We start from the raw sequence: 19,973 nt of genomic DNA, 5'->3' as shown, positions 1-19,973 counted from the left end.
TAGCTCTTAATTAACGTGAGGATACTGGCTACCTCTGATGTTCATTCACCACACCACCTGGGTGAGTTTAAGGATAGTTTAGCAAGTATTGACCACGTTGATGTTGCACTATTAGCCGGTGACATGGTTGACGGTGGTAGGGTTGAGTACTACAGGATCATCCTGGATCTACTTAAAGGTAAGGCAGACTCAATAATAGCTGTACCAGGTAACGAGGAGTATGATGAGAAGCTGAGAGGGTTAAGGGGATTGAACGGTATGATACTGCTTAATGATGAGGAGGTGGTGGTTAACAATGTGAGGGTAATCGGATCCAGAGGTATCTTGGATAGGCCAACCAAGTGGCAGGAGAGGAATGTTAAAAATATTGGGGAAGTGTATAGAAGGAGGGGTGATTGGTTAATCAGTAGGCTTAGGGGGCTTAGAGGAGCCATACTTTTAACGCACTATTCACCAACATACGCGACCCTTGAGGGTGAGGATGAGGCCAATTACCCATTCCTAGGGACGAGGAGACTTGAATATGCATTATCAACAGCTAGGGTCTTGGCTATACATGGCCATGCTCACCGTTCAAGGGTCAGGTGCGTTAGGCTAGGTGAATCAACAGTGGTTAACGTAGCCTTCGAGGGGGCTGGTTCACCATTCATAATTGATTACAGCAACGGCGCTGTGAACATAATTGAACCTGATGAATACCGTGAGTGCAGGGAGGTCAAGGTTGAGGGTAAGGTTAAGGGGGCTAGGTCCATGGGCCTTGACGAGTGGCTTAAGTAACGGCAGATTCCCTTTTAAACCAGCCATGGATTTACCTAAGGCTAATGAACATCAACGTGAAATATCAAGAACTCGTGGAGTCACTGGTCAAATGCAGGTTGTGTGATAGGTTAGTTAAGTATAGGGAGAGTGTTAAACCATCACTTAGGTTTATGGGTGAGGAGTACTGGAGGAGGCCTGTACCACCGTGGGGTGATTTAAGCAATTCAAGGTTAATGATAGTTGGCCTGGCTCCAGCAGCCCATGGCGGTAATAGGACTGGGAGGATGTTTACCGGTGATTCAAGCGCCAAATTCCTTTTCAAGGCGCTTTACCAATGTGGTTTATCCAATAACCCATACAGCATTAATAGGGCTGATGGGACCATTGTTAAGTGCGTTTACATAACCTCTGTAGTTAAGTGCGCACCACCTGGCAATAAACCCGCAACCATTGAGTTAAGGAACTGTGTCTCTAACTGGTTTGTTAGGGAAATGGAATTAGTTAGGCCTAGGGTCATTGTAACCCTTGGTGCCGTGGCGTGGAGTGGTGTCCTAATGGCCCTTGGTTTAAAGGCCCCCTTTAAACACGGCAAAATCCTTAGGCTGAATGGTTTAACGATATACGCCAGCTACCACCCAAGTCCGAGAAACACAAACACAGGTAGGTTAAGTCTCAACGACCTGGTTAACATCCTTTGTGCAGCCTCTAGGGAGGCTGGTTGCTTTAATCCTCGACATCAAGGAACCCCTCAGGGGTTACGTTGACCCTGTAGGTCTTTAGTGGAGCCTTAACCTGCATGTACTCGCACGGCGCGTCAGGCCTAACTGAGGGCTTCTCAATCATCTCACCAGTCCTCACGTCGTACTTAGCCAGGTGGGCTGGGCAAGTGGCCACGTAACCATTAACGTCAGTTAATAGGGCGCAACCCATGTGGGCGCAGACCGCGTCCATGCCGTAGAACCTATCCCCATACTTAACTATCAGGATGGGTTTATTGTTAACCCAGGCTATGATTGAATTCCTCCTCTCAAACACCTTAACCAGTATGTTAACCCTGAAACCCATGAAACTCAACCAAAATGCACCACTTATAAGCGTTACCCGAATGTGAAGGGAAAAGATTATGGTTTTGAATTTTAATATATCACTTACGGGTTGTTACTGGGCATAGCCCCAGTCGTTTATCTTCAGCTTGAGCACGTACCTCAGCGTTAGCATGCTGCCTATCATGACCATTATTAGGAATAGGAAACTTGAAACAGCCATTTGTACGTCGCCACTCAATATGTGACCACTGGCGCACCCATTAGCCATCCTAGCCCCGAAGAGCACTAGGTAGGCTCCAAAGAAGGAGCCGAGGAACCTCTTCCATGTTGAGTAGCCGAACCTGTGGGCCCAAACCCTCGGTATCTGCGGCTTAAAGCCCATGAATCTCCTTGATATGAACAGAGATGATATTAAGCCGCCTAGGAACGTGCTTAAGTCTGTTATGGGTTCCCAGCCGATCTCACTGAAGGGCTTATTAACCGGTACACCATTAACTATGTGCATACCGCCAAAGAGCTGGAAATATGGGTTAGAGGCAGCCCAATACGGGTTAACTAAGTAAGATAACTGGGCACCTATCCAGGAGTAGGTTGTTGACTCACCGAAGATTTGGTGAAGTATTATCACTGCGACGGCCTCTATGGTGAATGCCGCACCCAACACCAGTATGAACCTCGCATTCCTAACACTACTCTCATTTATCAACTCAACCAGGAACCTGTTCTGGTTAGGGTACTTCGCTATGTCATCGTTCATCATGTCCGTGAACCTTATGGTGGTCTCCTTACCAATACCAGCCAAGTGTGGGCCGCAGGCGTGCTTAATGGGCTGCTTGGGGTACCTGGGTAGGAATAGGAAGACCAGGAGCATTATTATGCCGAACACTATAGCCCCCTCAAACATCCCAACCTTATCACTGAAGGGTATTCCAAACAACTGGGGCCATGTTATGGTGCCGAAGTTTAACGCATCCCATAGTGGACCCCTAGCCCAGCCGAATATCACAGACCAGGTGAAGGCGCCAAGTAGGCCACCTAACACTGCGTAAACAGCATCCCTCCTACCCTGCCCAAGGGCTATCCATATGGTGCCCGGGAAGTAACCAGCTAAACCAACCCCAACACCGAACAGTAAGCCCCCAAGCACTATGCCACCGATGAAGAGCGCCTTAATGCCGAAGTTGGGGTGTGTGAATAAGTTTAACCCATATAGTAAAATTGCGCCAAGGCCTATTGCAAATCCGAAGCACGCCACCAGGAACCTATCCTGTAGCGCCATAACTCTAAATAATGTGTCAGGATCTGAGAAGTTCCAGAGCTCAAGCGGTATGGCCAGTGGTAGAGCGGCAAATATACCAAGCCATAGTGGGGCCTTGGTTTCATGAAGAACAACCTGCATGTATATACCGCCTAGTAGCATAGCCAGCGCCAGGGCTAGTAGAGCCCAGCTGGCTATTGAGACCACCATCCTATCCTTCTCGTAGACCGTTTCCAACTTCACCTAAGTCACCTCAAAAAGGTTAGCCAGCTAGTCCAAAAAATACATACTTAGCCAAATATTTGACAATATTATGCTTAATTAAACATATGGTCCATTGTTTGACCAATACTTTTAAGAGTACATGGTGTAAGGCCTTAAGGCGCTATCCCGATGATGGAAAAGGTTTAGTAATTATATCAAACCATGCAATACCTAAATCATTCCCGGTAAAAGAGGAGCATTAAAAATACTAGGCCCTTCGCCTCATCTTATTGGCCTTGGGGCATTATGCCGTATTTAATAGCCTCATTGAATAGTTCATGGAGTACGGTTAGGTAATCCTCGTCACCATTCTCGACATTGTCCATGCGCTTCTCAACCATCCTAGTCCTGTCCTCGCTTATGAGGCACTTGAAGTTCACGCCGCATTGATTAATTAAATTGTTGAACTCAGCGTCCTCCTGAGCCTTATTACGCCTCGTGCTTAGGTATAGCTTAGCCAATTCCCTATCGCTGGATAGGCATACGTAGGTTAATACACCGCGCTTCGTGGGTATTAGGACCTTGGTTGCCCCAACTGCCTTAACGTAACCCCTCCTCTTAAGGGTCTCTATTATCTTGGCGTAGGTTGATGGCCTGCCTATACCCCTTCTCTTCATCTCGGCGACAATGTCACCCTCCCTGTATGGGTATGTCGTGTGGACAGTCTTGACGGTTACCTCATCCTCATCGGTTATGGGTAGTTCCATTGATGATCCTGGGAATTGAGTGATCCTTATGGTTGGGTATATGGCTAGGAAGCCCTCCTTAACTATGCCCGTTACGAATTCATCGCTCTTAGTTGATAGTACATCGCCGTTGCGCATTAACCTGACCTCAACCTTAATCCTCCTAACGACGCCGCTGGGCATTTGGCTTGCTATGAACCTCCTGAATATCAGGTCGTAGAGCATTATGTGCCTATTAGTTAACTTAAGCTTAAGCACGCCGCTGTCTATTAGGCTCCTCAACTCCTCGGCATCAATGGGCCTCGTAGGCCTAATACACTCATGGGCACCCTCCTCACCTGCACCCCACTCCCTAGCCGTAAACATACCCTCACCAAACCTGTTGGTTATGTAATCCTTAGCAACGTTAATGCCTACCGCTGAAACCCTGGTGCTATCTGTCCTGTGGTACGTTATTAAACCCATTTCAAACAGGTCCTGGGCAAGTTTCATAACCTCCTCAGTTCCAACCCTAAGCCTAGTGGTGGCCTCGGTTAGCATTGAGTCCGTGGTGAAGGGTGGAGGTGGGTTAACCTCCTCTTCACTCTCACTAAGCTTATTGATAACCAGCCTCAACTCACCCTTGTTCTTAGCCACATCCCTTAAGTCATGCCTAACCTTAGCCGTTTCATCACCATTAGTGGCCCTGTCAAAGGAAACATCAATGAATCTGCCATCACTGAGTCTCTTCCTAACGGTAAGCCTAATCACCCTATTCCTCCTGTACTCAATGTACCTGTCTATTATCCACTTTAGCACGGGGGTCTGGACCCTACCAGCCGACATGTTCCTGTCGTTGAAGGCTCTCTGGAGGTATGAACTGAGACCGAAGCCAATCCACCTATCCTCAATGCGCCTAACCAGCTGCGCCTTAACCATACTGCCACTGACGCCCCTTGGGTTAGCTAGGGCGTTCATTATAGCCCTCTTGGTGACCTCGTGAAACTCAATCCTCCTTATGTCCTGAACGAAGGGCCTAAGCATGTTGTAAACGTCCCAGGCTATCTTCTCCCCCTCAGAGTCCGGGTCCGTGCCTATTAGAACTAGGTCAACCTCAGTTGCCAGGTCCCTTAGCAGGTTAACAATACTCTCACTGCTAACCAGTGGTGTGTTGTCGAATGGGCATGTGGTGACTTCATCGGTGAATGTCCTCCCGCAGGTTGGGCAACGCTTTATCGTTGAGTATATTGGTATGAAGTTGCCGTCAACCTTCAACACTGAGTAGTAGTCCCTAACATTGCTTGACACGTACCTGGCCACGTATTCAACGTCCCTGCCCGTTGACTGGGTGAACTGCTCAGTGGCCAACTCGAAGACATGCCCCTTGGTGGCCACTATGTTGAGGAGTAGGTTGCCTGAGGTAACCTCGTAAACCATCAGGTTGCCGAGCACCCTAACGCTGGGTTTACCGAAGAAGTTGGCTATAGTCCTCGCCTTGGTGGGTGACTCAACTATTATGAGGGTTGATTTAAGTGGGTCAATCTGCCTTATGCTGGGTGGTACGTTACCGCTCATTATCTGCCTAATCAACTCCCTCTCCTCATTAATGGTCTTAAGGAGTTCATCAATGTTAAAGTCCTCGTACTTAATGAACTGGAAGTCAACTAGCCTGTACTTCAAGTCCCTGCTTAGGCTATTGAAGACCGCCTCATTATCCACTATAAGCACCGATAGTCCGTGCGTTATGCCCCCCAGGAACATCCTCGACGCCCTACCGGTGCCCTGAATGTAGGCTGGTGAGTCTGGTAGGATTACGTATATTTCATTACCCACACGCTGTATGTTCACGATTGACTTGCCCATGGCCTCCTTCACTTCATCCCTGTTAAGCAACTCCTGGGCTAGCTTAACGGCATTGCTAATCACCTCAGATGCGTACTTATCAAAGCCCTGCAGCTGCTCACCGCTCTCAAGGGCCTTAATCAACTGGTTAATCCTATCCTGGCTCATGGTCATTATGTTCCTGAGGCCGGCGACTGCCTTATCAATCCTCAACTTGTACTCGTTGGGGGCTATGACCCTGAGAGAGGAGAGGAGCATTATGTAGCGCCCTGGGTTAAACTCCTCCATTGAAAGCCTGAACCTCATCTTAGGCACGCCGGCGAACACAACGTACCTGATCCTATGCGGTAGGTCAATACCCCTAACCAGGGCTGACCTTAAGGTTGCCAGGCCTATTAGAACCGGTATTAAACCCTCCTCAAAGCCCTCCAGGAGCTTCCTCTTAGGCTTCAGGTAAAGCCCAACGTTAACCCCATTATCAGCCAGGTACTTGGCCAACTCCTCGGCGAATTCCCTACCCATGTCGGTGGGTACGTAGATTATGCCACCATCACCAAGTCTCCTCACCACTTCAAGGATTATGCGCCTCACGTCACCCCCAGGCTTAATGTAGAGGTCCACTATGTTTCTAAGCCCCTCAGCCCTACCACCAACATCGAAGCCCAGTATCTCCCTGAATAATGCGGCGCGGGCCGTCCTCCTAACCCTAGTTAGCATACCGCTGACCACCAGTGAACCTATTACCTTACCCTCGAGCATCCTCCTCAGCTCACTCAACCTGGTCTCCCTCTCCTTCTGATCCCTGGCCTTGGCAACCTCAAGGGCCTTATCTATGGCTTCCCCCGGCACCCCAAGTAGCAGTAGGAGCCTCTCAATGTTCCTACTTGAGACCTTCATAACGCTATCCACGTCGTCAACGAAGATTAGGTTAAACCTGAACCTACCAAGCAACTCCATGCCCTTGGGTAGGAAGGCGTTTGTTACAATAAGTACGTCAAAGTCCCCGGACTTAATCGCCTTGAGAGACTCCTCCTTATCCTTATCACTCAGTAGGCCATTATAAGTAACCACCCTGACGCCGCTATTAACGGCATCCCTGTAGGACAAGGTCTTCTTATAGACCTGGTAAGCTAAGGTTGACGTTGGGAACACCATTAGGACCTTACCACCCTTGCTGGCTACGTATAGTGATGCAACTATGCCGAAGGTGGTTTTACCACTACCCGTTGGTGCAACTATTGCGAAGCTCTTACCCTTAACCAGCCTCCTAGCCCAAAACCTCTGGGCACCCCACATGGATGCGCCGGTAGCCCTCTTGAATAATTCGCAGAACTCATTGTACTTAGCCAGGTGGTTCGACATTTCCCTAAGCCTAATCAACCTACCTGACTCATTGAGTATGTTCAACACCTCCCTGAGTGACGCAGCCCTAAGCCTGCCCACCTCAGGGAGGCAGACGTGGCATGGTAGACCGTTGCCTAGCCTATCCGAGGTGATTGGGCCACCGCAGTTCGGGCACATACCGTGGTAAAGCACCAGTGGTTCCTCACCGCTGCCGCTACTACTGCTTCTCATTGGGATTCAATCCGTATTGGTTGTGGAGGATTTAAAAAGCGTTTCTTGAAAAACGCCGCACCACCCGCATGGAAGGCCGCCCTTAGGAAGGGGCTGGGGTTCTTCATTAACCAAGGCTTAACTTAAATTAATAAGCGTTTCCCCATTAAAGACATCTAAAATCACCCATGAGCAACCGCACCGTCTCTCTGCGGGTGGTGGTTTTATTTGTCTGTTTCTTAGCGGTTTCCTTGGGCTTACTCACAGTAGCCGCCCCCATTAGTCGCCTAGGGTTCCCAGCCATTACGGGTCTCGGAAACCCAAGGATAACCAATAAGGGCGTTAAGGCTAAGTTTATTAAGTTTATTTGAGGGTAACAATAATAAACGTTGCAAATAATCATGAAACTGAGGCAGCCCCAGTTAAGCGATGAAGCATGGGGTTAATCTGGGTGCAGCTTTAAATAAATCCCCTATACATATACACTCCACGTGTATCATTTAGCTGATGCAGTAGTTGAGCGAATGCGTAATGCGATGGTGGATTTCGGCGGGTACAGGATACACTTTAGGGATAGGGAGAATGAGGCTAGGGTGTTCCTTGGTGAGGCGTTGAGGTACGTGGGTATTCGCATTATCTATGGGCCCTATGGTGCTGGGAAGACCACATTCCTCTCACTGATTAACAGCACCCTTAAGTCACTGGGTGGGGAGGTATTCATTGTTTACATGAACTTTGAGGGGAGGGCACTATCAAGCATACTGGAGTCCAGCCTACCCAATGGTAGGGAGGTTGTGGAGAGAGTCCGCTCACTGTTGGGTAACGTGGATACCTTAAAGGCGGGGATACTGATTGCCGAGGCCTTAAAGGAGGGCATAACATACGCCATATCAAGAGTTAAGGTAATGGAGGCAAGGCGCCTACTCATACTAATCGACAACCTTGATAAGTACCTAAAGGAGGAGAGGGGGGATGGCGAATACGTAGCATTATCCAGCCTACTTGAATTCTTCGCTGAGGCCCACGAACACCCAGGCGAGGGGGTTTGGAGCTACTTCACGGATAAACCCAAGGTTACTGTATTTGCACTAAGCGACCAAGCGGCGGTAAACGTTGCAAGGAGGCTTGGTAGTAAGGGGCTTACATCACTTTTTCTCCTCTGGAACCTGCCCAAATCAGCCTTCATAGAGGTGATTAATGAGGTAGCTGCGTTAACAGGTAAGCGTGACATTAATGCCGAGTTGCTATGGAACCTGCTGGGTGGGAACGTGAGGATGCTTGAGGACCTCGTGATCAGGCACAATTGGAATGTTGAAAGGTGGCTTAGCGGCGTAGTGAGTGAGGTTAATAATTTAATAGGGAATGTGAGTACGTTAACTAAGTTGATGGAGTACGGTAAGGGGAGGTTGAGCAGCCTCGGCATTAATGAGCAGTACGTGGGTCAACCAGATGGAACAGGCCACTCTGAAACATTCTGGGGTGAGTTTCCACTATTTAGACGACTACTTGAGGAGAATATCTTAATCAGCCTGGTGGGCGCTGAGGGTTTGAGCAACTTACCTGGTGAACCGTGGATTGGCAGGTATTACGCATACCAAATCCCAGCCCACTACTGGGTGTTGAGGGCTATGATTAGGAGGGGGAGCATTAACGTGAAGCCTGAGGATGTGCTTAAGGAGATTGGTGAAATAAGGGTTGATTAAACTTAAGGCGCCCTACACTAAGCCCTCACTCTTAAGCAAATCACTGAACCTTGATATGAAGTTTTGCAGGGTTATGCTGCTCGCCTTCACCACCGATGCCGATGAGTAGTGGCCCCAGGCTTTAGCATCCTTGAGTAGCCTTGCTATCGAGTCAACGGCCTCATCAACGTTAACGTAACCTAGGCCGGTGTTGCCCTCCTCAACCAGGTCACTCCACGCACCACCACTCTTATGGACCACCACCGGTAGGCCCCTCGCCATCGCCTCAGCTACAGCTATACCCCAATGCTCATTTATAGTTGCGTGGAGGAACACCCTCCCTGAATCCATCATCTTATTTATCAGCTGCCTGGGTGCATTGGGTATCACGTAGACGTCAGCCTCCTGGTTTAGGTCCCTTGAAACCCTTAAACCAGCCCTTGAGGCTAGGTCAATGACCCTGTTCATGTACATTAACTGGGTCCTGGTTGTTGCACCACCGAATATAATGAGTTTAACTGGCCCCACCTCCTTGAGTAGCCTGGGCATTAACTCACCCACAACCCAATGATACCTCTTCTCCTCGCTGAACCTACCGAGCATGACAACCCAGTTGCCCCTCTCATCGAAGGGCCTTGGCTCGCTCACTATCTCTGTGTTGGGGGCTATTGGTGGGTTAAGCACTGTGGGCTCCTCACCGTAAACCATCTTAGCCACCCCAGCGGTCCACCTTGAGTTGGTTAGAACCAGGTCTGCATCGTTAAACGGGTTCTCCCTAATGTAGTGTGGGAGTAGCCTAGTGAACACGCCCCAGTACATGTTCATCGGGAATCTACTGTACCTCTCCGTAACGTAGGGGTCCTCCCCGTAGGCTAACCCAGTTCCCCTAAACCTCGGGTCAACCACGACCTCGAAGGGGAAGTGTATGTACTCTATTATGCTTAAGCCCCTGTCCCTATACTGCACTATTGGCTTATAGGTCTCCTCATCCGTGAACATGATCACGGCCTGGTACCTGTTAATAGCCTTAGCCGCCGGGTACCACACAAATAACCTCGTCCAAAGCCCAAAGGCCTTAATGCCACCAAGTGGTAAGGTGACCACGGGGTACTTTGATATGTCTATGCCATACCAATCCACGTACTTACTTGGGTTGAATTTAAAGGTCCCAGTCAACACTGGGTTAAACCCAAGATGCTCTAGGGCTAGGGCCGCTGAGGCGCATACCAACTGCCCACCTCCAGGTGACCCCCAGTAATGGTGGGTTACAAGGACGTTATTACCCACGCCACCCACCCCACATGTCCTTCATTGCTTCACCAACCTCATGACTGTTACGCATTAACCTCAGTGGTGTTACTGGTTGAATCTTCCATTGGGCTGGTTGACTGTGAAGCAGCAATCCGCATTGGGCGAGACTCCACACCCCCACTTCAATAATGTTATCCACGGAGAGCAGTAATAGCTGAGGGTTTTTCTCTTTTATGCCATACCTAATTAAGGACCTGCAGGGCCATTTACCCTCATGAAACATGCCGATGCGTCAATGAGCCCAATGTAATGGTATTCTGAGGCTCCCTAGGGGAAGCGGGAGTTAACTTATGGGTAATGCTTAAAAATATAGACTGTATAGGGGGATTCTTAGATTGGTATGGAATTCGGGACCCACGTGGAATACCTGGAATGGTAAAGGGGGCTAGGGCAAACTTGGTTAATAAGATCAAGGAGGTAAGTGATAGGGCCCGTTCAATATTAACAGGCCTAAGCCTAATAGACCCACACACTCACCTAGGCTCATCACTATCAAGCCTGGACATACTGGCGACACTATACCTAATGGTTAACGCCTTTGATGAGGATCCGTTGAAAAGGGACTACATAATATTGTCAAAGGGACACGCCGCGCCAGCCCTATACGCAATCCTCTCCGAACTGGGTGTTATTAATAAAAGCGAGTTGATGATGATCAATGAACCGTGGAGCCCGCTTCAAGGCCACCCAGAGACTAAACTACCCACGGTGCCCGTGTCAACGGGTAGCTTAGCCCAGGGGTTAAGCACTGCAGTGGGCTTGGCGAGGGGGTTATTGGCTAAGGGTGCATCGGGTAACGTTTTCGTGGTGGTTGGGGATGGGGAGCTTGACGAGGGGCAGGCCTGGGAGGCGTTAATGGATGCGGCTGAGGCTAGGTTAAGCAACCTCTACGTAATAATAGACTACAACGGTGTTCAACTGGATGGACCCGTAAGGGGTGTTAAAGCAGCGCTCGTCGACATGCTTAAGGCCCTTGGATTCGCAGTAATCGAGTGCGATGGCCATGACCCAGGTGAGTTGATAGATGCCTTAATCCAGGCCCATGGAGTCAATGGCCCAAAGGCTATTATTGCAAGGACGATTAGGGGTAGGGGGGTTTCCGAGATTGAGGGTACGAGCAGGCAGAGGATACTTGACGATGGAGGTGAACCAGGCTTTGGGTCAATGAGGGATGCCGTCGGGAAGGCACTGCTTGAGGCTGGTGAAAGGTACAGGGACCTTTACGTAATCACGGCCGACGTGGGTGGTTCAACTAGGGCTATTTGGTTTAAGGAGAAGTACCCCGATAGGTACATTGACGTTGGCATAGCTGAGCAGCACATGATAGGGGTGGCCAGTGGCCTAGCCATAGCCGGCTTAAGACCTGTTGCAATAGCCTTCTCAATGTTCGTGATGAGGGCTTGGGAGCAGGTCAGGAACACGGTGGCTAGGATGAACCTAAACGTCAAGATAATCGGGACCCATGCCGGCTTAAGCGATTACGCCGATGGCGCATCGCACCAGGTCTTAGAGGACCTATCGCTAATGAGGACGCTGCCTAACATGACCGTGGTGGTTCCAGCCGACCCCAACGAGGCGGGTAAGGCTATCCTAGCCTTAATGGAGCATCAGGGGCCCGCCTACGTCAGGATTGGCAGGGATTACGGACCCAGGATCACTGGTGATGGGGAGTTTAGGATTGGCAGGGCAACCGTGTTGAGGGATGGTGATGACGTAGCCATAGTGGGTTCAGGGCCTGTGCTGTGGGATGCATTAATGGCGGCTGAGGAGTTGGGGAAGCTTGGCGTGTCGGCCATGGTGATCAACCTAAGCACCCTGAAGCCAATAGACGCTGACACCATAATTAAGGCGGCTAAGAAGACCGGGGCGCTGTTGACCGTTGAGGAGCATTCCACAACAGGCGGCGTTGGCTCCGCTGTGGCTGAGGTTGTTGCCCAGGGTTACCCAGTACCCATTAGGATGATTGGGGTTAACGGCTTCGGTAGGTCGGGTAGGTCAACTAGGCAGTTGATGGAGTACATGAACCTAACCCACAGGAGGATTGTTGAGGAGGCCCTTAGGCTGGTTAAAGGTGAGTAGCGTGCTGTGGCAGTTAAGGAAGGAGATTGATACCGTTGACGATGAGATAATTCGGCTACTTGCCAAGAGGTTGTCGATAGCCGAGGCCATAGGTGACGTTAAGAGGAAGCTGGGCATACCACCTGTGGATAGGGAGAGGGAGGAGGAGGTCATTGGTAGGTGGGTTAATGGACTCGTTGAGGCTGGGTTTGACGAAGCCTCGGCTAGGGGCATAGCTGAACTAGTGGTGAGGGCAGCCACCAGGAGGCAGACGAGGAACCTATACAGCGTAAGAGTTACCGTGGTTGGCTCAGGGAGACTGGGCAAGGTGCTTAAGGGGGTTTTAAGCCCAGTCACACCCACAACGCTGATCAGCATGAGGGATGAGTTGCCAAACTCAGACGTAGTCATACTGGCCACGAGACCCACTGAGGAGACCATTAACTACATTAGGGTTCACGGCGATAAACTGAGGGGTAGGGTTTTGATGGATGCCTTCTCCGTTAAGTCAAGGATGTTTAAGGTCATTGAGGAGGAGTCTAGGGAGTTAGGCTTCAGGTACCTTAGCATACACCCACTCTTCGGTAACGTGGCTGATACGTGGGGTGAAGCAGTAATCCTAATACCATCGGTTACGAGTAGGGATTCACTACCAATGGCAATGCAGCTTTTTGAGGCGGCAGGCCTAAAGCCAGTCATAATCAGTGACCCTGAGACGCACGATAAGGTGATGGCCTATGTGCAGGCCGCCCACCACTTAACACTACTGGCCCTCTACATGATGCTTAGGGATGCTGGTAAACTGGGCAACGTCAACATAGGGGCTGTGGCCACCCATAGCCTAAGATACACCATGAGGGCCATTGAGAGGGTCCTGGAGCAGATTGATGTGGTTGAGGAGATACAGGAAATGAACCCGTATGCGGGGGAGGCTAGGGGTGAGTTGATTAAGTATATTAATATTGTTAATTCAGCGGTTAGTAGGGGTGAGTTGAGTAAGGTAATCGAGGGGTGAGGCCGTGATAATAAGGGTGACCCCAGGGAGGCTGGGTGACGTTGCCTCAGCCTTAGATAAGGTTAAGGTGAGGTTCAGGGAGGTTAAGGTACTTGGGGAGGAGTTAATAGTAACGTGGCCGGACTCCATAGTTGACGAGAGGCTTGTTAAGTTAATAGACCCAGGGGCCGTGATCATTAACGTTAAGACTAGGTACCAGTTGGCCAGCAGGCAGTGGAGGCAGAGGAGTATCATTGATGTTTCAGGGGTTAGGGTGGGTGGCGATGAGGTTGTGGTTGCCGCAGGGCCGTGCGCCGTGGAGGGCTATGAGCAGGTGAGGGAAACAGCCGAGGCTGTTAAGGAGGCCGGGGCTAGGTTGCTTAGGGGTGGTGCCTTTAAGCCTAGGACAAGCCCATACAGCTTCCAGGGGCTTGGGGTTGAGGGTTTGAAGATACTTAGGAGGGTTTCTGATGAGGTTGGGTTACCGGTGGTCTCCGAGGTCATGGATACTAGGATGGTTGAGACCGTGGCCAGCTACGTGGATATGCTTCAAATAGGCGCCAGGAACGCCCAGAACTTTGACCTACTCAGGGAGGTGGGTAGGGCCGGTAAGCCAGTCCTACTTAAGAGGGGCATGGGCAACACCGTGGAGGAGTGGCTTGAGGCAGCTGAGTACATAATGCTTGAGGGCAACGGCAACGTGGTGCTTTGCGAGAGGGGCATAAGGACCTTCGAGAACTCCACAAGGTTCACACTGGACCTAGGCGCCGTGGTGGTTGCTAAGAGGCTAACCCACCTACCCATCTGCGTGGACCCATCCCACCCAGCCGGAAGGAGGGAGTACGTCATACCACTCGCCCTAGCAGCCATAGCAGCCGGCGCCGACATGCTCATCGTTGAGGTTCACCCCAAACCCTGGGAAGCGTTGTCTGATGCGGACCAGCAGTTAACCTTCGACATGTTCCGTGAATTAATGAGCAAGGCCAAGGCGGTGGCGTACGCATTGGGTAGGGGTCTATGAGGAGCTTCACCTACAGGAGCCAGTGCAGTGGGGAGGTTAAGGTCCTGGTTAATCAACCACTTGATGAGGAGATTAGGAGGCTCCTTGAGAGGTACACAGGGTGCGTGTTGATTACACCATCATCAATAAGTGGATTGGTTAAGCAGGGGTACTGCCCAAGGATCATGATTAAGGATGGGGAGGAGGGGAAGAGCATTGAGACGGTTCTTGAGGTGATTAAGGATTCAATGAACCACTCGCTGGATAGGGGTGGGGTTATGATTGGTGTAGGCGGTGGCAGCACCCTAGACGTGGTGGGCTTCGCCGCGGCAATATACATGAGAGGGATTGACCACGTCAATGTGCCAACCACGACGCTGGCCATGGTTGATGCCGCCCTGGGTGGGAAGACAGGTGTTAACGCGGCTAATCTGAAGAACGTTATTGGTGTTTTCAAGCAGCCTGTTGAAATAGTGGTTGATCTAGGCTTTGTAAAGACCCTACCCCAAGCCAGTTACCTAGACGGATTCGCCGAGGTCCTCAAGTACGGCGTAACCATGGATAAGGGGCTGTTCAGGAGGCTCAACGACAATGTAGACAGAGTCATGGCTAGGGATGGGACGTTGCTTGAGGATTTAATATACTCATCACTGGTTAATAAGGCTAAGGTGGTTGAGGCCGATGAGTTTGATAAACTTGGTGTCAGGATAGTGCTTAACTACGGCCACACGGTGGGTCATGCCCTGGAGTCCGCATCAGGCTTCAGCATTAGTCACGGTAGGGCAGTGGGGCTTGGGATGGTTTGCGAATCCTCAATAGGGGTTAAGCTGGGTTACACAAAACCAGATGTACCAGGCCTAATAGCCGAATCCCTAACCAAGCTGAACCTCATGCAGGATATTAAGGTTAACCTAGACTCCCTGCTAAGGGCCATTATGGGTGATAAGAAGAGGACTGGGGATTACTTAAACATACCCATGGTCACTGACGTGGGTGATTGGGTCAAGGTTAAGGTTAAGGTTAGTGATTACCTTAGGCTGGTGAGGGAGGTATGCGGGTATTTGGGTTAATAGGCTACCCACTGGAGTACACTCTATCACCCCAGATACACAACTATGTCTTCAGGAGGCTAAACATCGATGCCGACTACGTGCCACTCAGGGTAACCTCAAAGAGGCTACCCCACTTTATTGAGTTTGCTAGGGACTCCCTCAACGGGTTTAACGTAACCATACCCCATAAGGTTGCGGTGGCTAGGCTAATAGATGAACTTGACGATGACACCAGGGCTATAGGTAGCGTGAACACTGTGGTTAATAATGAGGGGAGGCTTATTGGCCACAACACCGATTACCTAGCTGTTAAGGACTCACTGTTGGCGAGGGGTTACGGGGGTGAGGAGGCGTTGATAATAGGCGCTGGGGGTGCGGCCAGGGCTGTGGTGCTTGCCCTGTCTAAGCTTGGGTGCAGGTCCATTAAGGTCCTAAATAGGACTAGGGAGAGGGCAGTGGACCTATGCAAACTAGCCGACACCCTGGGCGTTAACTGCAGTGTCACTGAATTAGGTAGTGACTACGGCAAGCCCCACCTACTCGTGAACGCAACACCCATCAGTGGTGAGGAGGCTTGGATGCTTAACCTGGGGAAGCTTGAGGTTTCAATGATACTGGACATGGCCTATGGGCCAAGTGACACGGAACTGGTTAGGAGGGGTAGGGAACTGGGGTTAACGGTCATCGATGGCATTGAGGTGTTGGTTAGGCAGGCCATTGAGGCTGATAAACTGTGGATTGGGGGGTTCAGTGAACCAGGCGTGGAGGAGGTGGTTAAGTTCATTAGGGGTATCACCAAGTCCTCTGGGGAGTAGTGGATGGCTAGGGCTATCTTGGTTGCATCGGATAGGAGCGGCTCAGGTAAGACCATAATTACCTCGGTGATGGCGGCGGCATTATCGAGAAGGTTCAGGGTTAGGGCCTTTAAGGTTGGCCCGGATTACATAGACCCAGGCTACCATAAGGTGGCCACGGGGCTACCATCAATTAACCTAGACCTATGGCTAATGGGTGAGGTGGGTGTTAGGGAAACCTTCTGCAGATACATGAGGGGAGTTGACTTGGGAATCATTGAAGGTGTTATGGGGCTTTACGACGGCGTTGAGGTTGGCTCAAGCACCTTCCAGGTGGCTAAGCTACTTTCAACACCAATAATACTCGTAATCGACTGCTCTAACATATCCTACACAGCTGGGGCAATAGTGAAGGGTATGGTGGATTACGGCCCATCAAACGTGGTTAGTGTAATCTTCAACAACGTAGCCTCTGAGGGCCATTACAACTCATGCAGATTATCACTACCAAGCGGCGTTGTCGACCTGGGTTACCTGCCCAGGGATAAAGAACTCGTGGTTAATGAGAGACACTTGGGTTTAGTGACCGTCGAGGATTATTATAAGGAGGTTGAGGAACTGATTAAACATGGCCTTGAGCTAGCTGAGAAATACATAAACCTAGACCTAGTGTACGAATTGGCTAACCCAGTTAACTGTGGTGAAGGCGACGGCGAAGATGATGGCGGAGGTAAGCTCGGGGTGGCTGCCGTGGCCTACGATAATGCCTTCCTCTTCTACTATAGGGCCTCACTGGACCTGTTATCAAGTCTATTTAACCTAAGGTTCTTTAGCCCAATTAACAACGAGGTCGTTGACGATGCTGACTTCATATACATCGGTGGTGGTTACCCAGAACTACACTTAACCGAGCTTGAGAACTCAATAGACACGGTAAGCTGGATTAGGAGGAAGTCCAACTCAGGTACGCCAATACTGGCTGAGTGTGGTGGCTTAATGTACCTGTCGAGGTACATTAGGTCTGATAGGGAGTACAGGATGGTTGGCCTCTTCGACATTGGCATAGTGGCCAAGGGCAGGTTAACCATAGGTTACACGGAGCTTGAGGCGGTTAAAGACAGTTTCCTAGCCCAAAGTGGAGTGAGGATTAGGGGGCATGAGTTTCACGTATCCTATGCCGAATACTCGAATGAAGGTTACGTGTTTAGGAACGTTAAGGGGAGGGGTATTGCCAACGGGTTTGATGGTGCCATGGTTAACAACACCCTGGCCCTATACACCCACACCTACCTACCCTCAATAAGAGGCATTAAGGATAGGTTAAGGGCTACGCTTAAGAAGTGATTTCATGCTAATGGTATAGCCAACACGCCACCTTACGTCCATCCTTAAGATCAATCATCGGCGGGTCCTCCCTGCGGCAAATGTCCATGACGTATGGGCACCTTGGGTGGAACCTGCAGCCACTGGGTGGGTTAATTAGGCTCGGCACCTCCCCAGGTATGAAGGATAGCTTCTTATCCTCCCTAAGCGTCGGGACACTTGTCATTAAGCCCTGGGTATATGGGTGCTTTGGATCCGTGTATACGAGGTCCGCTGAACCCAGTTCAGCCACCCTACCAGCGTAAAGTACGAGGACCTTATCGGCCAGTTCACTGGCTAGGGCTAAGTCGTGGGTTATGAATATGTAGGATAACTTGAACTCCCTCTTAAGTCTCTTAAGGAGGTTCATTATGTTGGCTTGGGTCATCACGTCCAGGGCTGAGGTCGGTTCATCAAGGATTACTAACTTCGGCCTTGCCTGAATGGCCATCGCTATTATTACCCTCTGCTTCATACCCCCTGACAGTTGATGCGGGTACCTGTTCAAAGTGTCCTTAGGTAACCCAACGCTCTCAAGGGCCTCCCCAGCTATCTTAATGGCGTCGACCTTAGGGACACCCCTGAGCACCAGGGGCTCTATCATCTGGTCCACGACCCTGAGGACCGGGTTAAGGGAGTTCATTGAGCCCTGCGGGACCATGGCCACCTTAACCCACCTGTAATTCCTCCTAAACTCCTCCTCACTAAGCTTAAGCACATCAACACCCTCGAATATGACCTCTCCGCCTGTTATCCTGGCGTTCTCCTCAAGAACCCTAACAATGGCCTTAGCTATCGTTGACTTACCACTACCTGTCTCCCCAACCACAGCTATGGTCTCATTCTCATCCAAGTCGAAGCTAACCCTATCAAGCGCCTTAACCACACCCCTCATGGTGATGTAGTTGACGCTTAGGTTTCTAACCTCAAGTAGCGGCACACCCATCACCTCCTCAACCTCGGGTTAACTATAGGTTCTATTGCCAGCGCTGTAACTATGAATGTAACTGCAACTAGGACTATGAGTAGGCCGGGTGGCACAACCCACCACCACATACCAGACTCAAGTGCCCCATACTGCTCCGCGTAGTAAAGTATGTTACCCCAGGTTGGGTAGTTCGCACCAGCCAGGTTGAGGAAGTTTAAACCAGCCAATGTTAATATCGCCCCAGGTACACCTACGACGATTAGATATAGCGCATATGGGAGTATTTGGGGGAGTGCGTGGTTTCTGAGGATCCAGAGGTTGCTGGCTCCTCCAACCTTAGCCAGCTCTATGTAGGCGGCCGTCCTAATCTGCATTGTTATAGACCTAATTATCCTAGCCGCACCACCCCATGATAATATGGCTAGGTAAAGCATTGCCTGCCATATGTTAAGCCTAAGTAGGACTGATAAAACCACAAGTATAACGAAGGCTGGTATGAGTATGACGAAATCCGTTAACCTCGTTAAAACCTCATCCACCACACCACCCATGAAACCGGCTGCCAAGCCCACGGCTATGGCTATTGCGGTTGATATTAAGGCGTAAACCACACCAACCTCAAGGCTTAAGGGGAACCCGGCTAATAAACCTAGCCATAGGTCGTGGCCAACGGCGTCAGTACCCATTAAACCGTAGACATTGCCCTCAAGGACCAGTGAAATCAACCTATTACCAATACCCTTAGATGGGTTGTTGGCGATTAGGGTTAGGTTGATAACATAAATACCTTTAAGGGGCTTTAACGAACCTGAGGAGACTGTTGAGAATATGTACGGCACTGCGGATAAGCCTTGGGGTACCGTGAGCATGTAGCCGTATTTAGCTAGGTAGAATTGAATAACCTGGCTCTCAACCTGCTGCGTTGTACCAACCTCAGTATACATTGAGCTTATGAGTAACGGGCCAATTGTAATCACGTAACCATCAGGCCTACGTATACTTAAGTAGGCTGTAAATGTTGATGAACCAGACATGGGTTTAATAACAATGTAAAGGTCCCTCCAAGGCACGGAGTACTCGTTATCCACCCTGAAACTAAACCTAACAGTGCTACCCTGCGTTGAAACCTCCCTCCCAAACATGACCTGGGGGGCATACCCATTACCCGAGAGATAGTTAACCCAGGCTGGAGGAGCATCCTTTGGGTAAATCTGCCAGTAAAGTGGGTTATTCCACAAGCTGCCAAAATTAGGTGGTAGTGTTACGGCGGCGTATATTGATGCACCAATTAATATTACAAACAACGCTATGGAGACCTTACCTAGGGTTGAGGATACGTATATCTTCGTTATTTCGCCCAGGGTCATCCCGGCTATTCTTAGTTCAGATACCTTAGCCATTCAC

Annotated in this window: 16 protein-coding genes; 9 read left to right on the top strand and 7 right to left on the bottom strand. The window is 50.2% G+C overall.

All coding sequences use genetic code 11. The features are described from left to right. The first annotated feature begins 15 nt into the window (after positions 1 to 15). Together AAX04_RS06255 and AAX04_RS06250 are read left to right on the top strand one after the other, a co-directional pair. Positions 16 to 777: a metallophosphoesterase gene (locus AAX04_RS06255; protein ID WP_162270118.1), complete on the top strand. Its 762-nt coding sequence runs from the start codon at positions 16 to 18 to the stop codon at positions 775 to 777. Positions 778 to 851: 74 nt separating this feature from the next. Further along, on the top strand, positions 852 to 1,523 hold the full coding sequence (locus AAX04_RS06250) for a uracil-DNA glycosylase (RefSeq protein WP_369818410.1): 672 nt from the start codon (positions 852 to 854) through the stop codon (positions 1,521 to 1,523). On the opposite strand, the gene AAX04_RS06245 is transcribed toward AAX04_RS06250, so the two are convergent. The 3 genes from AAX04_RS06245 to rgy form a co-directional block, all read right to left on the bottom strand. Beyond that, complete coding sequence (locus tag AAX04_RS06245) at positions 1,483 to 1,824, bottom strand: Rieske 2Fe-2S domain-containing protein (RefSeq protein WP_066795666.1); 342 nt, start codon at positions 1,822 to 1,824, stop codon at positions 1,483 to 1,485. The genes AAX04_RS06250 and AAX04_RS06245 overlap by 41 nt on opposite strands. A gap of 93 nt (positions 1,825 to 1,917) precedes the next feature. Continuing rightward, positions 1,918 to 3,306, bottom strand: coding sequence for a YeeE/YedE thiosulfate transporter family protein (locus AAX04_RS06240; protein ID WP_084761229.1), 1,389 nt, complete (start codon positions 3,304 to 3,306; stop codon positions 1,918 to 1,920). Positions 3,307 to 3,554: 248 nt separating this feature from the next. Beyond that, complete coding sequence (rgy, locus tag AAX04_RS06235; RefSeq protein ID WP_066795663.1) at positions 3,555 to 7,409, bottom strand: reverse gyrase; 3,855 nt, start codon at positions 7,407 to 7,409, stop codon at positions 3,555 to 3,557. A 503-nt stretch (positions 7,410 to 7,912) separates the two neighbouring features. Here rgy and AAX04_RS06230 point away from each other — a divergent pair. Continuing rightward, positions 7,913 to 9,091 (top strand): ATP-binding protein, encoded by a 1,179-nt coding sequence (locus tag AAX04_RS06230; protein WP_156519727.1) that lies wholly within the window; start codon positions 7,913 to 7,915, stop codon positions 9,089 to 9,091. A 12-nt stretch (positions 9,092 to 9,103) separates the two neighbouring features. Here AAX04_RS06230 and AAX04_RS06225 read toward each other — a convergent pair whose 3' ends face one another. Together AAX04_RS06225 and AAX04_RS11905 are read right to left on the bottom strand one after the other, a co-directional pair. Next, entirely contained in the window at positions 9,104 to 10,357 is a 1,254-nt protein-coding gene (locus AAX04_RS06225; protein WP_066795713.1) for a glycosyltransferase, read from the bottom strand. Continuing rightward, a complete protein-coding gene (locus AAX04_RS11905) occupies positions 10,350 to 10,520 on the bottom strand; it encodes a hypothetical protein (protein WP_156519726.1) in 171 nt (56 codons plus the stop codon). The genes AAX04_RS06225 and AAX04_RS11905 overlap by 8 nt, the downstream gene beginning before the upstream one ends. 257 nt (positions 10,521 to 10,777) lie before the next feature. Between AAX04_RS11905 and AAX04_RS11635 the strand changes: the two genes are divergently transcribed. Genes AAX04_RS11635 through AAX04_RS06195 form a run of 6 tightly spaced genes read left to right on the top strand, consistent with a single transcriptional unit; the run spans position 10,778 to position 17,623 of the window. Further along, the gene (locus AAX04_RS11635; protein ID WP_162270117.1) at positions 10,778 to 12,460 is read left to right on the top strand and encodes a transketolase C-terminal domain-containing protein; all 1,683 of its coding nucleotides are present in this window, start codon (positions 10,778 to 10,780) and stop codon (positions 12,458 to 12,460) included. Then, the gene (locus tag AAX04_RS06215; RefSeq protein ID WP_162270116.1) at positions 12,453 to 13,454 is read left to right on the top strand and encodes a chorismate mutase; all 1,002 of its coding nucleotides are present in this window, start codon (positions 12,453 to 12,455) and stop codon (positions 13,452 to 13,454) included. Before AAX04_RS11635 ends, AAX04_RS06215 begins: the two co-directional genes overlap by 8 nt. A 4-nt stretch (positions 13,455 to 13,458) precedes the next feature. After that, entirely contained in the window at positions 13,459 to 14,454 is a 996-nt protein-coding gene (gene aroF / locus AAX04_RS06210) for a 3-deoxy-7-phosphoheptulonate synthase (protein WP_066795657.1), read from the top strand. Continuing rightward, positions 14,451 to 15,503: a 3-dehydroquinate synthase family protein gene (locus AAX04_RS06205; RefSeq protein WP_066795655.1), complete on the top strand. Its 1,053-nt coding sequence runs from the start codon at positions 14,451 to 14,453 to the stop codon at positions 15,501 to 15,503. The genes aroF and AAX04_RS06205 overlap by 4 nt, the downstream gene beginning before the upstream one ends. Further along, positions 15,485 to 16,300 (top strand): shikimate dehydrogenase, encoded by an 816-nt coding sequence (locus tag AAX04_RS06200; RefSeq protein WP_066795652.1) that lies wholly within the window; start codon positions 15,485 to 15,487, stop codon positions 16,298 to 16,300. The genes AAX04_RS06205 and AAX04_RS06200 overlap by 19 nt, the downstream gene beginning before the upstream one ends. 3 nt (positions 16,301 to 16,303) lie before the next feature. Further along, complete coding sequence (locus AAX04_RS06195) at positions 16,304 to 17,623, top strand: cobyrinate a,c-diamide synthase (RefSeq protein ID WP_066795650.1); 1,320 nt, start codon at positions 16,304 to 16,306, stop codon at positions 17,621 to 17,623. Positions 17,624 to 17,630: 7 nt separating this feature from the next. On the opposite strand, the gene AAX04_RS06190 is transcribed toward AAX04_RS06195, so the two are convergent. Continuing rightward, a complete protein-coding gene (locus tag AAX04_RS06190; RefSeq protein ID WP_066795647.1) occupies positions 17,631 to 18,587 on the bottom strand; it encodes an ABC transporter ATP-binding protein in 957 nt (318 codons plus the stop codon). Next, the gene (locus AAX04_RS06185; RefSeq protein WP_066795644.1) at positions 18,587 to 19,969 is read right to left on the bottom strand and encodes an ABC transporter permease; all 1,383 of its coding nucleotides are present in this window, start codon (positions 19,967 to 19,969) and stop codon (positions 18,587 to 18,589) included. The genes AAX04_RS06190 and AAX04_RS06185 overlap by 1 nt, the downstream gene beginning before the upstream one ends. Positions 19,970 to 19,973 lie beyond the last annotated feature (4 nt).

The organism is Caldivirga sp. MU80 (assembly GCF_001663375.1).
Lineage (GTDB): Archaea > Thermoproteota > Thermoprotei > Thermoproteales > Thermocladiaceae > Caldivirga.
Note: the sequence above shows the minus strand (reverse complement) of the source record. Positions and strands in the feature narration are given on the sequence as shown.